The sequence below is a fragment of the Dapis purpurea BLCC-M126 genome (assembly GCF_050015975.1).
GTDB lineage: Bacteria > Cyanobacteriota > Cyanobacteriia > Cyanobacteriales > Microcoleaceae > Trichodesmium.
In genome coordinates, this window is the sequence record NZ_JBNHER010000150.1 from 1 (window position 1) to 16,498 (window position 16,498).

The window sequence follows — 16,498 nt, forward strand, 5'->3', positions numbered from 1 at the left end:
GTTTTAACCAGAGGTAATTATCAATTATCCATTATCAATTATCAATTAATGAATAACCTACAGTTTTTTTATACTACTTTTAATGTTACGACTTGACGTGCGGAATGTGGGATAAAATACAACCTATTCCCAAACAAATACTTTAGGAACTTCACAAAGGGGTTATAGATTGTTTGCAGATATCTAACCCACATTCTGTATGTCAATTTGTAGGATTAAAAGTAGTACAAAAAACGAAAATATCTAGAACCTGCTAATTAACTCTCAAAAGATTTACATATAAAGGCTTTAGCCTTTTTAAAGGGAAAAACTAGGAATTTTTTCGCTTCCTTAAGCTCAAAATCACTACATTTTGAGGAAAAATCAAGGTGCAATTTTTCCTATTACCTGCTCTGTAATTCCTATTTATCCTGACTTGTGACTTTTGACTTAGAAACTCCCATCTCTACCAGTAAGACTTTTTCAGCAAACCCTATATAAAGTGTTTATACTCTGTAAATCATATTTATTGGCCTTGCTCAAAGTTAAATCATCAGGAAAACATGAATTATAAATACTTAATTGATTTCAACAATTGAGAACTAAAATTTCCTCGTGACTAGTAAGCTTTTTATACGACCCTTTGAAATACTGTTATCCTGATCATGTAATGGTTTTTCAGTAAAATGGGATGATGGAGTGATGGGGTTAAGGGGATAGGAATAATTTTTCGGATTTCCTTTATACTCTAGTTTGTTTAAGTCAAACAAGATATTAATACATCTAAGTACTTCTGGAGTTTTTTTCTACAAAGACTGTGAAAAAAATCCTCCTACTCCACCTCCTTCTACCATTACTATGCACCACCACCGAAATACTAAATGTAAGATCCTATTTTTTCTTAATATGTTGCGCAATAGTTTTACCTATAATTCGAGTTTAAAGCTCTTTCTTTCTAGAACAGCTTTTATGGAATATTTTTTTTCACTAATAGTTGTATCTACTAATTAGCAAAGCGGTAGTAGTGCATTTTCATTATTCTTACTTTATTGAGAATGGAAATTCATACCCAAGTGGTAGGCATTGCTAGTCCCCTTCTACCATTATTAAGTAAAACTAGCAAAACTTTTTGCACTGTCAAGTTGACTACTTGTGAACCCGGTCAAGCAAAAATAATCCTACTACAATTCCGACAAAATGAGCCACAATTATATGAGTATTGCCTAATACTATAAAAATATCTACTGTAAATTCTTCTAGTTCTGTAGGATTAAACATAAACGATCCACTAACCAATGATTTGCCTAATAAAATACCTCCAATTGCTTCTGCTGCTAATAAAGCTAGGGTCATCCCAACCAAGTTAGTAATTAAAGTCCTTTTCACTTGTTGAGTTGTATCTACCCTGCTTGGTCTCAAAGCAGGTGTTGGTGAGCCCAATTGCCTTGCCAAGCGAGTGTAACGAAATGACAAGAAGATGCTGAATCCTAGTACCAAAAGTCCACAAACTGCAAAAAATAATCCTCCTCCTGTACCTGCTTGAGTTTTCTGACCTAGTAAACCTACAGCAAAAAGAAAAATTATACCTGAAACTATCCCTAGCACAAGTTGTACCCAAAAGCAAATCCACCCGCCTAATCGGAGGGCTTTAGCTACCTGTTTAACTGTGGGTGGCAATGAAGAAGGCGAGTCTGATGAATTTGACATATTTCTTGCGCTTGTATATTGTCACTTGTATAAAATTTTTGCACAAATATGGTTGACGTTGAGTCAACTCCTTCTAGAATATATTTAAGAATTGTAAAGAAACAACTCTATCTAAAAAACACTATTAAATTTGAGGCCAATTTATTATGACACAACTACAACCTACTACTACACCTAATTTGGACGAGCCAAAGTTTGGATTCAACCAATACTCAGAACGTCTGAATGGTAGAGCTGCAATGATTGGCTTTGTCTTGACTTTAGCAATTGAATACTTTACTGGAGAAGGCTTATTATCTTGGTTGGGCCTCAATTAGAATTTGAGATATAATTACTTATTTGAGATAAATATTCTAATAGAATAGAGATTAAACCAAGAGTCTATCTCGAATATTTTAGAGAATTGTTGTTGGTCAGCCATAGTATTTTAATAAAGTCTACCAACAACTTTTATAGAACTTAACAAAATGTTAGTCATCATAATCCGCAATATTTATAACAATCAAGAATTAATTATTACAGATAATTTCGTGGCAGTCTGAAAGACCTTACATTTTAACAGAGAGACGAAACATAACATCAGGTTAGTTTAATTAAGTTTGACAATCTTATCAAGAGATAGACGTAAATTGCAATAATTAAAGTAGTTTCAATCCTTCCAATGGTCTTTAAGTAGGTTAGTTTAGTTATCAGTAAAATAGTGATAGAAATTTAAAAAGCTAAAAAAATCATAAAGTATGAGGATGAGGATATAGAGACAATGTTTAATACCTTGATAATTTAAGGATATTTTAGACTAAATTCCTATACTTATGAACCACTGCTAGTGAAGACATAGCCCATATTCTTGAGGAGCATTATCTCAATAATTCCATTATATGGACAAAAAAGTATTAATGTGAAGATAATAACTCATCCCGTTTAGTTAATAAATTAATGCTTTTTAAATTTAAAATATCTTCATGTCAAACCCTAGGATTGATTGATATTTGCAGATTATGCTACTTTTGCTAGAGAAGGCAGGTCTTAAAATAATCTTTAGATAAAATCAAAACTAATTTACGGATTTCAAGTTTAAGATTGCAGTATAGTTTATAAGTTAACATAATAAAAATTAAGGGAGTGAGATGCTTAACTTAGTTCCATTCCCTTGATTAGAGCTAAATATACTTAAAGTCTAAATGACATTAAATAAATTAAACTTATGATGAATGCTTTATGGCCAAGAATTCTGAAAACAGCTTATCGAAAAGATCCTGTAATAAGCTTTGTAGTCACAGTAGGAGCTGTTGATGCTGTAATTGGTGGTATTGGCTCAAGTTTGTCTTTATTTGGTCTAGGGATGGGAACAGTAGGAATAGGAATTATACTGCGCTTCTGCTTGCTCAAGCGTTCTCATTTTGAGCAAGCTACTTCTGTTCCAGAATACTATCTGCCTCCCAATTCATCTCGTCCACAACTACCAATTCTAAATAGAAATAAAAAGCATCTTCCATAACTGAGAAATAATTTATCCTTTATGAAAATAGGTCAAGTTGCTACTTTTAGTGGTTTGTCAATTAAGACTATCCGCTACTATGAGGATATTGGTTTACTGGAACCTTATGTAGAACGTTCTAAATCTGGTTATCGCTTGTTTGAAGAGTCGGTACTTAGCAGGCTGACCTTTATTAAGCGAGCTAAGTCTTTAGGCTTAAGTTTACGCGAAATTAGAGAAATTTTGTCAATCCGAGACCAAGGTGAACTGCCTTGTCGAGACGTTAAGCAGAAATTGAATAATAAAGTGCAAGAAATAACTTCTCAGATAGAAGCATTAGAAAACTTAAAGGTGGAGTTACAAGAAATTCTTCAGCATTGGCAGGAACACCCATCAATTAATCATATAAATCAGACTGTTTGTCCTAATATACAAAATCAGAAATATAACAGAAGATATAAAGACTATTCAGGAGTTACCTGCCCTGGATTGAAGGTTATAGTCTAATGTTGGAAAAATGGCTTGAAAAGTGAAGCACGAAATTGATTTTTTGTGGCTCCTTATGTCAAGTTTAACTTAAGATAAGTATATTATGGGCTTCTCAAAAAGTGCTATTGGAGAACATTAGTCAATATCAGACCAAATTAGTTAGTTCATGCATAAAAAAAAAGAATTAACAGTTCTTGTTTCTTGATCGCCTAATTCTTTTCTCAGCATTTTTTGTTGCTTTATTATCCGTCTTAATTTTGTAGATACCCCTATTCCTTGAATATTTCTCCCTTTTTGATGGGCAGATTCCTATATTTATCATAAATCATAACTATGGGCGGAGAGAGACTCGAACTCTCACGACCGAAGTCGCCACATTTTGAGTGTGGTGCGTCTACCAATTTCGCCACCCGCCCTTACTTTTATTATTGTACACATCTTTTGCAAAACTTTGCAAAAGATCCTGATATTTTTTGCTACTAGCCCATTTATCAATTTCTTTGGCCCTCAATACAGGCAACGGATGAGTAAGTTGGGCTGTTTGGACTTCCCTTAATACTTCACCCAATTCTGTATTAGCAAATTCATTGTAAGCTCTTGCCTGGGCTAAAAAAGCATCAACATTAAGTTGAGGTGATATGCTTGGAGAACCACCAGCCAACTTCATCAAAACTGATACAACTACTTTAGGATCTTGTGTAGCTAGTAGAGCTGCGCGATCGCAACTAAATTCGGCACACCTTAACCATTCTAGTATTTGACTTTGTAAGCTTTGAGTTATTATACCACCCCATGTCGAAATTTGTCCAGCAGCAAGTACAATTAAATTACCTAAGGTGAGATATACTCCATGATCACATTTTAGATGTCCTAATTCGTGACCTAATACTGCTTGGATTTCCTCTAAGTTGAGCAACTCTATCAAAGATGTATGAACAACAATAAAAGGTTGCTTCCCTCGCATAGCAAAAGTATAAGCATTAGGCACAGGATGTTGACGAATGTATAATTGGGGAGGTTCTAGGTCAAGTGCTTGACAAGCATCTAATAGTATTTTGTGTAAATTTGGCAGTTGTCTTTCACTAACTAAAACACTAGATGCTATATTTTCCATGTAGAAAAATTGTTCACCCAATGAACCTAATAACTGTCTAACTAATAAGTCTATACCAGGCAGTTGCCTCAAAGCATTTGTGGCCTCTAAATCCAAGGGATGCCGAAAATAATTTGCCTTTAAACCAATTAGTTGTGTTGTTGTCAAAGCCATATTTGTTTTAATTTAAGCTTATCAATAATATACTAGCATAATCAAATATAAAAATATTTTGCGTCTTATTGTTCAGCTCAAGTATTGTTGTTTCAGTTATTAATAAGTCCGGCTGAAGACAGATATTTGAAATACTGAAGTTAATTTTTTTCATATCTGTAAAAAGTGAGGCTATTGACCTGATTTTTTTTGTTAAGTATAGAGACACCAAAAATTATATTTAAAAAATTACATTTCAAAAATAATCTTGATTTTTGCTTTTATTATAGTCATTTCAAATAAGGATGAAACACTTTTTTGGCTGAAACCCTTTCAAGAAAAGAAACACTCGTCCCAGTCTTATTCAGACTGACTATAATTAACTATCCAGGTTCGGTTTTCTATTCAACGAATCAAAGAGACTATTTTTCAAGAATTTTTACTCTCTTAGGAAAATCTTTTAATGTGATTAACTTCTGGACAATAGGGAGGTTGAAATAGTAAAACAATATTATTAGGCATAGACAAATCATTCCCTGGATGTCCACGATCGTTATCCAGCTGAATAATGTGTATTTTACCAGCATAACTTTGAGAAAAAATTTTTGTAAATTTTTCAAAGCAAGCAGTATCTAAATGACTAAATCCATAGAAAAAATAAGAAACTGTTTGGGGTTAAACTAAACCATAAGCCGTAAATATTCAAATAACCATTGATATAAACTAATCGGTTTAACTCTACAAGCAGTAATAATTTTACTTCTGATAATTTTTAATTCAATTCTTGTTTTCCTACGAAATGTTTCACAAACATATTAAAAGCAATAGCGAAGTGAAAATTGCTTTTAATAATATTTATTAATCAATTTAAGTTGCTATTATATATAGCAATGAACGCTCAGGTATTTACAATTTCCAGCTCAAAGTGCAGTAAGCGAAAAGGTGTCAAAAAATAATGTGTAAATATGCGAGTGCACATTGCTATAATATATGAGATTTTTTTCAAATTTTCTCTAGTTTCTTTCTTTTATTTTATATAAAGAATAAGTTGGCAAGGTAAGTTTTTTCAAGTTACAGACAACAGCTATATGTATACTATTGAGTTATAAAAAATTGTCTATCAACGAATTAAACTCAATATTTAGAGTTAATATAAAAATTATATAGCAATCAGGAATCAGATGTGAGAATTGAGGTTTCCCTTAAAAGGATAGAATATAGCAGTTATCATATTCATTTTTTCCTTCTTCTGTGTTCCCTAAAAGTATCCAATATCTCAAAACTCAAATCATATTGCTATATATAATTGGTTAACTAGATAGGAAGAGCAACAAATAAAAGGAATCTACAATCAAAAATTTAGGGAAAGATTTAATTTTTACTTTTGCAAGAGATCCAATATTTACCTAACCATTTTTGTACTGTTACACGCAGATTATTCTAACATTATTGCAATTTATTTTACTGTTTCTATTGTTTTAGTCTTCAACCAGTAAATAGTTTGAAGTCTTTCCTTTTGTTGGGCAGTACTGGTATTTTTTAAAAGTTCATACCGATTCATTTATCTCAATTTTAACTACTCCTGAGATGTGGCGTCTTATATAATAGATTACTGATAAAAGTGTAGCTTAAGCTTATGAAATTGGTATGAAAATCACATTTTGGGAAAATTATTGCTTCAGTTATACGATCATCTACCTTGGTTGGAAACTTACTATAAATTCCTGATAGTTTGATTCAACCTTGTTTTCGTGAAATTTATGAAATTTACTTATAGCTCGAATAGATGAAGTTTTGATAACTATTTACATTTTCTCAAGACTGATTTTAATTAGGCTATAATTTTTTCCCTTTTTCTTATTGAATTTTTTATTTAATCTGTAAATTCGATAGTAAAAATAAGTAACAATAGTAATCAAGCCTACCATAAATTTATTTTTCTCTTAAACACTTATTTTAATTAACAATCTCAACTTTTTGATAACTACTTATTTTCAATCATCTATATCTATTACATATACGGATTTCTATAAGCATTCTTCGCTTAAGGTATATATTCAAAGGACATAAAAACCTAAGTATTGACCTACCATTTTGGCGCTTCGTTCTAGTATAGGATTATATTGACAACCGTCATAACCTGTGAAAATATATTTGAATCATTTACCTATCACACTGAAAAAGTGGTCTGACTAAGCAATAATATATGGGGTAGGAATAGATTCAGGAGGTACACAAGTATTAATCCCATTATGCCGAGTAAATATTTCCCACTAATTAAACGAAACGCCTAATGGTTTCAGTTTTTACTAGAGTATAATTAGATTTTTTTAGATAGAACTTGGGAAAGTATGATTTTCTTTAACTAGGTCTACCTTCTGTAATTTTGCTCCTAACTTTTGCAATTTAATGTCTAATTGTTCATAGCCTCGATTAAGGTGTTGTAGACCCTGAAATGTTGTTTCCCCTTCTGCTGCTAGCGCTGCTAATATTAGGGCAGCAGAAGCCCTCAGATCAGTACCAACTACTGGAGCAGCAGATAATTTAGGGACTCCTTGGACTATCGCATGATTTCCTTTGACCCTAATGTTAGCACCCATTCTATTTAATTCTGAAACATGACGCATACGATTCTCAAATACCGTTTCCGTCATAGAACTACTGCCGGAACAAACACTTAGCAAAGCCATAAATGGAGCTTGCATATCTGTAGGAAAACCAGGGTATGGTTGAGTGTCAATATCAGTAGATTTCAATGTTTCACCATGTAAAACGCGTAAGCTATCAGATGTTTCCTGTATAATTCTTACTCCTACTGACTTAAGTTTAGAAATAACTGCACTCAAATGTTTAGGCACTACTGGTGAAATAGTGATGTCTGAATTAGTAATTGCGCCAGCTATTAAAAATGTCCCAGCTTCTATTCGGTCAGGTATAATAGTATAGTCTACTGAGTGTAGCTTTGGTACTCCAGATATTACTATAGTTTTTGTACCTGCACCAAAAATATTAGCTCCCATAGCTATACATAGATTAGCAAGGTCTTCTACTTCTGGTTCTTGAGCTGCATTTTCAATGATGGTTTCTCCTTCAGCTAAGGTAGCTGCCATCATTAAAGTTTCAGTCGCTCCGACACTGGGATAGTCAAGGTAAATTTTTGCTCCTTGTAACTTTTTTTTACTACCACTGATATAAGCGTTAACCATACCATGTTCAATATGAACTTCTGCTCCTAGAGCTTGTAAACCTCTAACATGAAGGTCAACAGGTCTAGCACCAATAGCACATCCACCTGGAAGTGGGACACGAGCAACTCCCAGTCTTGCCAGAATAGGACCTATAGCAAAAAAGCTAGCACGCAACTTTCTCACTAATTCATAAGGAGCTTCAGGATTATCTAGATCCCTCGGATCTATATCTAAAGTATTACCATTTTGTTTGATTTTTGCTCCCAGCGCAGATAAAACTTTTCCCATTGTATTAATATCTGCTAGACATGGGATTTGATGTAAACGACAAACCTCTGAAGAAAGTAGTGTTGCTGCCATTGCAGGAAGTGCTGAATTTTTGGCACCACTAATATTAACATTTCCTTGTAAACGAGAAGATCCCCAAATTTTCAGTATTGACTTATCGGTGGCTAGCTTTTGCTTCTCAGTTTCTTCTATTGAATTTAATTGCTGATTGATAGCTCTATCCTCCTTCAATGATCTTAATTTTTTCTCTTGATTGTACTGGAAAGTAAACAAATGTCTAGGGGTTGACAAATTATTTTTCTTAATCTAGATTGCCAATAAAATTTAGATGGCTCCGGAAAAATTCTAGGTGTTGCTATTAGGAACTTTCAAATAAAAAAATATACAACTACCCTGAATTTAGGGAGTAGGTAGGGACATAGCATACAACATCTGTAGGGATTAGGGAAATTAGCCAGCGAAACTTTCTACATCTAATTCAAAAATTGGATAATTTATTTTTGACTATTTCCTTCGATACTTCTATCTATAGCCATAGCCATATAGCTTATTGATTTTAAGTTAGAGTAAAGTGGTGAAAAATACAATTCCCTAGTACAAAAATGGAGATGATGGATGAAAATAGGTATCCCAAAAGAAATTAAGGATCAAGAGTTCCGTGTAGGACTAACCCCTGCAAGTGTCAGGGTGTGTAGTGAAACTGGTCACCAGGTTTTTATAGAAACAGAAGCTGGGTTGGGTGCAGGCTTTAGTGATGATGATTATCTTCAAGCAGGGGGAAATATCTTATCAGATACTAGAGAAGTTTGGAATTGTGAAATGATAGTCAAGGTCAAAGAACCTTTATCATCAGAGTATGAATTTCTCAAACCAGGACAATTATTATTTACTTATTTACATTTAGCTGCGGATAGGAAATTAACTGAAAGGTTGATTGAAAGTGGCGTGATGGCAATAGCCTATGAAACGGTAGAGCTATCTGATCAAAGACTACCTTTGTTAACTCCTATGAGTATAATAGCTGGACGTTTGTCTGTGCAATTTGGATCAAGATTTTTGGAAAGGCAACAAGGTGGTAGAGGTGTTCTATTGGGTGGAGTTCCTGGTGTTACCCCTGGTAAGGTTGTAATTCTAGGAGGAGGGGTAGTTGGTACAGAGGCTGCTAAAATTGCTGTTGGCTTGGGCGCAAGAGTCCAAATATTAGATATTAGTTTGGAAAGGTTGGCTTATTTAGAGACTCTATTTGGTTCAAGGGTAGAGTTACTATATAGTAGTTCTTCTGCTATAGAAGTAGCAGTAGCAGATTGTGATTTACTTGTAGGGGCAGTTTTGGTTCCTGGTCGTCGTTCTCCAGTGTTGGTTCCTAAAAGTTTGGTAGGGGAGATGCGTTCTGGTTCTGTGATTATTGATGTGGCTGTGGATCAAGGTGGTTGTGTGGAAACTTTACATCCTACTTCTCATACAAATCCTACTTATGTGGAATTAGGTGTCGTACATTATGGAGTACCTAATATGCCAGGAGCAGTTCCCTGGACAGCTACTCAGGCTTTGAATAATAGCACTTTGCCTTATGTATTGCAGTTAGCTAACTATGGTAGTAAAGCTTTAGAAATGAATCCAGCGTTGGCTAAGGGATTGAATGTTAAAGACCATGTTTTGATTCATCCTGCTGTCCAAGAGGTATTTCCCGATTTAAGTAATAAAAACTCAGTTTAAAGACTACATTCAGTTTAAAGATTATATACTGATAATTTTTTATCAGAATAAATCTGTAATTGTAATTGACGACATCCACGATAATAATACTAATTACTAAAACTAATAGTACGCTTAGTTCAAGAGTTTAATTATTAAGTAATCAGTAATTGGTAGTGGTAAGTATGTAGCGATCATAAAAATTATTCAATTTTAAAATACTGAGTTTTCATTTGTTTTAAATTTTTATGGTTTAGTTAGATGAACAAGTAAAAGAAATATTTGTGTGAGCGATCGCTCTCTCAAAATAATTATTGAATTTTGCATGGTTAAGATTCTAATAATATAGATTAGAGCAATCTTTTATATAATCATCTTAACATGTGCATATCATTGACTTGTCCAAGACGACATTCCAAAATTATTTGAAGCTTATTCACAGCATCTAGCAAAGAATTTGATTGAACTAAGAAATTTCTTCATTAATTGATAATGGATAATTACCTCTGGTTAAAACGGTAACGGAATTGAATCTAAAGAAATCTTATTTCTTTTTTCCCTTGAAATAGAAGGCTTTAAACCGAATTGATTAATTATCAATGATCTATTGGTAATTTGTGGTTTGATAGACCTAAACTGTTTTTTGAGATGAGTATTTTAAATACATGATTAAAGCGATTTGCTTACTCAGCGGTAAAGCTTTTCATGTCTGCAGCCTTATCCTGACAGACTACAACTTCTTGCAGAGGAGCTGCCTCTTACAGAGGAGCTGTCTCTTGCAGAGGAGCTGCCTCTTGCAGAGGAGCTGCTTTTTGCAGAGGAGCTTCGCTAACGCTAACGTAAACGCAAACATGTTGGCTCTGAGTAGTTAGCTTTTGGGTTAGCATTCCGATAGGAAAGCTTTGTGCCAGCAAAAACGCACTATCAATGGCAACAAGAAGAAATGGCCACTGGTTTTACTTCTTTCATTTAACTTTCCCCAGCCATGAATTAACGTAAAATAGTTGTCAGGTATATGTCGTATTTTTTACTAAAGTGTCGTTAATACATAGTTTAATAGCCATCTACCTAAGTAAAATTTCTTCTCTAACAAACCAGGGCAGAAAAACTCAATCAAGTATTCTATGTTTCTGATCATCAAAGATTTATTTTGTCAAATACTGTGCAGAGAAGTATTAAGCTTGATTAACTAAAAAAAACTATTTATGACTTTTGAAATAGCTATTATGTACTTGAAGTTAACGGTATCAAGGGATTTATAGATGTCTAATTTTAGATAAAGTTAAAATGCTCTGCAAGATTTTACACTAATGTTCACTATTGTACCAAATCTGTCAGATAACGTAAATAGGTAAAAATAAATGATAATATTCTCAATAATCTTGATTTTCTTAAGTTATGTAACAATTAAAAATATTTAAAATTACAAATATAATCTATATTTACATCATTTTTACTTATCAAAAAAATATCATAGGAAAATGAAGTTAATTCAGAGTAATTGACAAATTTGAATAGATAGGTAACAATAAAAAGTTAGCCACTTAGCGGAACTGGCGGAATTGGTAGACGCGCTAGATTCAGGTTCTAGTGTTCGCAAGGACTTCCGGGTTCAAGTCCCGGGTTCCGCATTCTATAATTTAGACTATAGGCTAGTACCGCTACGCGGAAGTCAGAATTCAGAATTCAGAATTCAGAAGTTTTGATTGGTAAGGCTTTGAGTATTTTGTCACTGGTCACTTATTTCTGTCATCCTGCACTAGGTTATAATTTAAGTATTTACCTAAACAGATAGATCTAAAAGGATAAAAATAAATACCTAAACAAAGTTTAATTAAGGTACTTCAAAGCGAAATGATTTATAAAAACTGAATAGCTAGAAAAAAGAAAAATATAACAATAAATGAAGGAAAACTGTATGATACTAAGTAAATTGGCATAAATAAACCAAACTATGTAAAAATCAGTAAATACGGATAATATATCTAGTATGAGTGAGCAAATTTATACCTGGAGGCTCGTTTAAGGGTATCTCTCACAAGTTAGCAAGACCAAAGTCTGATGAACTTGAGGACTGCAGATGTACCACAGAAAGTCAAAGAGCGGGTAGAAGTGATTAAATTAAATCCACATGGGTGGTCTGTAGAAAAAATAGCTGCTCATTTTCATTGGGCTAAACAAACAGTTAAGAGAAGTGTTATACAAATGGTAAAAATTTGGCGTCAAAGGACTTTAGAACTCCCAATGTCGGGGTTTAAAATCGAGGTAGACTAAAGCTGATATGGGATTTTTGGAAGAATGCCTCACCCAGGAGCCATGCACAGACAACAGTCACCAGCTAGAAGAGAAATTAGAGAATCCTTTCAGAGGAGCTGCCTCGGCAGGAGGAGCTACGCTAACGCGCAATTAAATTGAGTCCTTATAGATTGAGTCCGGTACTCAAAAAAAGGGAGGTCATTTGGAAGTGGACTAGAAAAAGTCACAAACAGGAAACTTGCACCCAAATGTCAAACAAATAAAACAAGCTGACCTAAATATGCTGCAATTGCCTGCAGCCAAAGGAGAAATAGACCCCAAGTAGCTAGATGCATCTGGGTTTTGTATGCGGAGTAAGCCAAGTTATACCTACTACTTTAAAAGGGAGCAAAAACACTTAGAACAGACAAAGCGTCGTATTCGTAGACTAAGCATGATTGGCTTTCTGCAATCTTATAGGACTAAGTGAGTATTATTAAAGCTTGTTCACTTCAAATTAAGATTTATTGTACTATGCAAGCACTAAATGAATTTTTAGAAGATAAAAAAGTAATGAAATGCAGTTAACGAAATGAGAAAATTTTTGCCTGTTGCCCTTTATTTGTTCCCTACTATTAAACCTAATACTTTTTCAGCAGACCCTAAATAGGAGATAAAATATTAACAGTGCTGACCAGTATGCAAAATCCTTTAATAAAGAAAATTCGCCAACTTCACCAATCAAAAGGAAGGTGGCAACAACAATTATTTTTAGTTGAAGGAACTCATCTTGTAGAAGAAGCCTGTAGGAGAGATTATCCTCTTATAACAGTCTGTTATACACCTGAATGGCAAAAAAAACATAAATCTTTGTCTGAATTAGTATCTCAAAAAGCACAAAGGATAGAATTGGTCAGTGACAGGGTTATTCAATCCCTTGCGACTACAGTTAATCCTGATGGAGTAGTGGCTATAGCACCACAGAAACAAACAAATTTTTTCAAGATTACAACTTTGGGAATTGCTTTAGATAAAATACAAGACCCTGGTAATTTGGGTACTATAATCAGGACAGCTACAGCAACAAATATAGATGGCTTATTTCTGAGTAGAGATAGTGTAGACTTGTATCATCCCAAGGTAGTTCGGGCATCAGCCGGGGAATGGTTTCATTTACCTATGGCAATATCTGAAAACCTAAAGACTGAAGTATTACAATTACAAAGTCAAGGTCTACAAGTTCTAGCAACAGTTCCAAATTCAACTATCAATTATTGGCAGATAGACTTACGAAAACCTACATTAATAGTTTTGGGAAATGAAGGTTCTGGTATTTCAAAAGATTTAATTGATTTAGCTGATTATTCTGTTAATATTCCTTTGAGTAATGGGGTAGAATCTTTAAATGTTGCCATAAGTATGGCTATAATTTTGTATGAAGTTCAGCGTCAACGTCAATCTTAATTTAAGTAGTCTTGAATTATTTTTTTATTCAAAGGCAGATGATGGTGGCTCTTTTTTATTTGTCTGAATATATTCATCTATGTCAGCGATTGCTTCTTCTAACTCTGATAAATTAAATTGTTCATCAGGCCCATTTTCTTTGTTTTTTTTGTGGATATTTGTAAGTTCTGAATTATGCTCCTCTGTTTGATTTTCTTGGAGAGCGAGATTAAGCTGTTTCTCAAAATTATCCATAAATATTTTCGCTGCCGTACCACGAATATCTCTTTTATCCATATTAATTTTTTCCCTTACTGTATTTAAGTTAAGAGTTAAACTGACTCAATAAGTTTGTTTGGAGAGAGTAGTATAAATTAAATATAGCAATCCTATTTAAGTTGTAATATTTTGGTGTCACTCAGAAGTCATGAGTAGGAATTTACCTATGTTTTCAGTTAAGATTAACTGTTATAATAATTCTCACGACCAATGCACGAATTTCTATATATTTTATATGTTTATCTTCAGCCTGGAAATAAATTAAATTAACTCAGTTAATCAAGATTTACTATTTGCATAGATTTTTAGTTAGCACAAATTATTTTTTTTAAAACCTATATTTGATTTTGTTTTTAAGATTAAGATTAGTAGCTTTCCAGATTACATAACTACCCAAAAAAGTCCTTAGCTAAACCTATTGGACTATATCTTGACGAAAATTTTGTAATGCACTACTACCTCTGTATTGTAAAATATTAAATAGGTAAACAAAAATATTTTTATATTTATAATCAGGTATATTTTCTGTCTCTAGTTAGTTAAGCTTTTCGCTATTCTCTACCTCCACTAAACGTAAAATTAATTTTAGATAGACAATTATGATATTAGCATTATTTTGCTACTGAATATTAAACAGTAATAAACAGTTTTTAAGTATTTTTCTAAATTATTGAGTTTATATTTAACTTTTGTTCCACTATATTATATCATAATTATTGCGATTAGTTAAAGTTTGATGAATAATTCTGTCTGGAGAATTTATTGTAATTTATTAGACCAAGTTAATCTCCAGAGAGATAGGCGAAAGGAGTCAAAAAAATTCCTAATAATCATGTTTAGCTACATCCAACTTCATCCGGAAGAACTCTTACTCTATATATAGTTTTTGCAAACATACAGAGAAGTTTTAAAAAACAGAAATGACTCAAGAATTTGATTACGACTTAATAATTATTGGTGCTGGTGTCGGTGGACATGGAGCAGCATTACACGCTACGAGTTGTGGCCTCAAAACAGCTATTGTAGAAACAGGAGAAATGGGCGGTACTTGTGTTAACCGAGGTTGTATACCTTCTAAGGCACTCCTAGCAGCATCTGGTAAAGTTAGAGAATTACAGAATACTCACCACTTAAAAACTCTTGGTATTCAATTAGAGCGTGTGGCTTATGATAGACAAGTCATTTCTGATCATGCAAGTAAGATTGTTACTAAAATAAGAGGTGACATGACCAACAGCCTCAAACGTTTAGGTGTAGATCTGATTACAGGGTGGGGTCAGGTAGCAGGAAATCAAAAAGTTACAGTTAAGACGGAAAAAGGGGACGAAAACTTTACTGCTAAAGATATTATACTTGCTCCTGGCTCAGTGCCTTTTGTTCCTCCTGGAATAGAACTGGACGGTAAAACAGTCTTTACCAGTGATGATGCTCTTAAACTAGATTGGCTGCCACCTTGGGTCGCAATTATTGGTAGTGGTTATATCGGACTAGAATTTTCTGATATTTACACTGCCCTTGGGTCTGAAATTACAATGATTGAAGCATTAGATCAATTAATGCCTACTTTTGATCCGGATATAGCTAAGATTGCACAAAGAGTTCTAATTCAGTCAAGAGATATTGAAACCAAAGTTGGTAAGTTGGCTATGAAGGTAGTTCCTGGGTCTCCAGTAGTTATTGAACTTGCTGATGCTAAGACCAAAGAAATAGAAGAGGTTCTGGAAGTAGATGCTTGTCTAGTTGCTACAGGTCGCATTCCCTATACAAAAGATTTGGGACTGGATTCTGTAGGGGTAGAAACTGACCGTCGGGGGTTCATACCAGTAAATAGCAAAATGACAGTTTTGTCAAGTGGTGAACCAATACCTAATTTATGGGCGATCGGAGATGCAACAGGAAAAATGATGTTAGCCCATGCAGCATCTGCCCAAGGAATAACAGTGGTGGAAAATATCTGTGGTCGTTATCGGGAAGTGGATTATCAGAGTATCCCCGCGGCAGCTTTTACTCATCCAGAAATTAGTTATGTTGGTATGACAGAACCAGCAGCGAAAAATTTAGGCCAAGAAGAGGGGTTTGAAGTTGCAAGTGTCAGAACTTATTTTAAGGGTAACTCCAAAGCTATTGCTGAAGGCGAAACAGATGGTGTAGCTAAAGTAATTTATCGTAAGGATACAGGAGAATTATTAGGGGTACATATTATTGGTCTTCATGCCTCTGACTTAATTCAAGAGGCAGCAAATGCTATAGCTAAAAAGCAGTCTGTTAATGAGTTATCTTTTAATGTGCATACTCATCCTACGTTGTCAGAAGTTTTGGATGAAGCATTTAAACGAGCTGTTCACTAGCTATTAACCTTAAGGAAATTGGTGGATTTATATCAGTCCGGTTCAATACTGACACTTTCAAGGAATGAAGCTAGAGGATACCCCCTCTCCCCCTTTGAAATGGGGAGGGAGAAGGGAAGAAAAG

General features: G+C 33.9%; 11 protein-coding genes and 2 tRNA genes. 8 read left to right on the forward strand and 5 right to left on the reverse strand.

The genetic code is table 11. The features are described 5' to 3' along the window. Nucleotides 1–1,125 precede the first annotated feature (1,125 nt). Nucleotides 1,126–1,686, reverse strand: a complete 561-nt coding sequence (locus tag ACP6PL_RS13380) for a DUF3611 family protein (RefSeq protein WP_426545758.1) — start codon at nt 1,684–1,686, stop codon at nt 1,126–1,128. Nucleotides 1,687–1,832: 146 nt separating this feature from the next. Here ACP6PL_RS13380 and ACP6PL_RS13385 point away from each other — a divergent pair, with 146 nt between their 5' ends. From ACP6PL_RS13385 to ACP6PL_RS13395, 3 genes are all read left to right on the forward strand, one after another. Then, entirely contained in the window at nt 1,833–2,003 is a 171-nt protein-coding gene (locus ACP6PL_RS13385; RefSeq protein ID WP_426545759.1) for a hypothetical protein, read from the forward strand. Nucleotides 2,004–2,893: 890 nt separating this feature from the next. Then, nucleotides 2,894–3,184 (forward strand): hypothetical protein, encoded by a 291-nt coding sequence (locus ACP6PL_RS13390; RefSeq protein ID WP_426545793.1) that lies wholly within the window; start codon nt 2,894–2,896, stop codon nt 3,182–3,184. Nucleotides 3,185–3,205: 21 nt separating this feature from the next. Then, nucleotides 3,206–3,670 (forward strand): heavy metal-responsive transcriptional regulator, encoded by a 465-nt coding sequence (locus tag ACP6PL_RS13395; RefSeq protein ID WP_426545760.1) that lies wholly within the window; start codon nt 3,206–3,208, stop codon nt 3,668–3,670. 316 nt (nt 3,671–3,986) lie between these two features. On the opposite strand, the gene ACP6PL_RS13400 is transcribed toward ACP6PL_RS13395, so the two are convergent. The 3 genes from ACP6PL_RS13400 to murA form a co-directional block, all read right to left on the reverse strand. Continuing rightward, a tRNA-Leu gene (locus ACP6PL_RS13400) sits at nt 3,987–4,068 on the reverse strand. Further along, the gene (locus ACP6PL_RS13405; protein ID WP_426545761.1) at nt 4,047–4,919 is read right to left on the reverse strand and encodes a M48 family metallopeptidase; all 873 of its coding nucleotides are present in this window, start codon (nt 4,917–4,919) and stop codon (nt 4,047–4,049) included. The genes ACP6PL_RS13400 and ACP6PL_RS13405 overlap by 22 nt, the downstream gene beginning before the upstream one ends. 2,309 nt (nt 4,920–7,228) lie before the next feature. After that, a complete protein-coding gene (gene murA, locus ACP6PL_RS13410; protein ID WP_426545794.1) occupies nt 7,229–8,587 on the reverse strand; it encodes a UDP-N-acetylglucosamine 1-carboxyvinyltransferase in 1,359 nt (452 codons plus the stop codon). Between the two features lie 402 nt (nt 8,588–8,989). On the opposite strand from murA, the gene ald reads away from it, so the two are divergent. The 4 genes from ald (at nt 8,990) to ACP6PL_RS13430 (ending at nt 13,768) form a co-directional block, all read left to right on the forward strand. Beyond that, nucleotides 8,990–10,090, forward strand: coding sequence for an alanine dehydrogenase (gene ald, locus ACP6PL_RS13415; RefSeq protein WP_426545762.1), 1,101 nt, complete (start codon nt 8,990–8,992; stop codon nt 10,088–10,090). A 1,526-nt stretch (nt 10,091–11,616) separates the two neighbouring features. After that, nucleotides 11,617–11,700 (forward strand) — tRNA-Leu (locus ACP6PL_RS13420). Between the two features lie 430 nt (nt 11,701–12,130). After that, nucleotides 12,131–12,343: a helix-turn-helix domain-containing protein gene (locus tag ACP6PL_RS13425; protein ID WP_426545763.1), complete on the forward strand. Its 213-nt coding sequence runs from the start codon at nt 12,131–12,133 to the stop codon at nt 12,341–12,343. Nucleotides 12,344–12,991: 648 nt separating this feature from the next. Next, complete coding sequence (locus tag ACP6PL_RS13430; protein WP_426545764.1) at nt 12,992–13,768, forward strand: TrmH family RNA methyltransferase; 777 nt, start codon at nt 12,992–12,994, stop codon at nt 13,766–13,768. Nucleotides 13,769–13,792: 24 nt separating this feature from the next. Here ACP6PL_RS13430 and ACP6PL_RS13435 read toward each other — a convergent pair whose 3' ends face one another. Continuing rightward, nucleotides 13,793–14,044, reverse strand: a complete 252-nt coding sequence (locus ACP6PL_RS13435) for a hypothetical protein (RefSeq protein WP_426545765.1) — start codon at nt 14,042–14,044, stop codon at nt 13,793–13,795. A 902-nt stretch (nt 14,045–14,946) separates the two neighbouring features. Here ACP6PL_RS13435 and lpdA point away from each other — a divergent pair. Next, complete coding sequence (gene lpdA / locus ACP6PL_RS13440) at nt 14,947–16,374, forward strand: dihydrolipoyl dehydrogenase (protein WP_426545766.1); 1,428 nt, start codon at nt 14,947–14,949, stop codon at nt 16,372–16,374. The last annotated feature ends 124 nt before the right edge of the window (nt 16,375–16,498 follow it).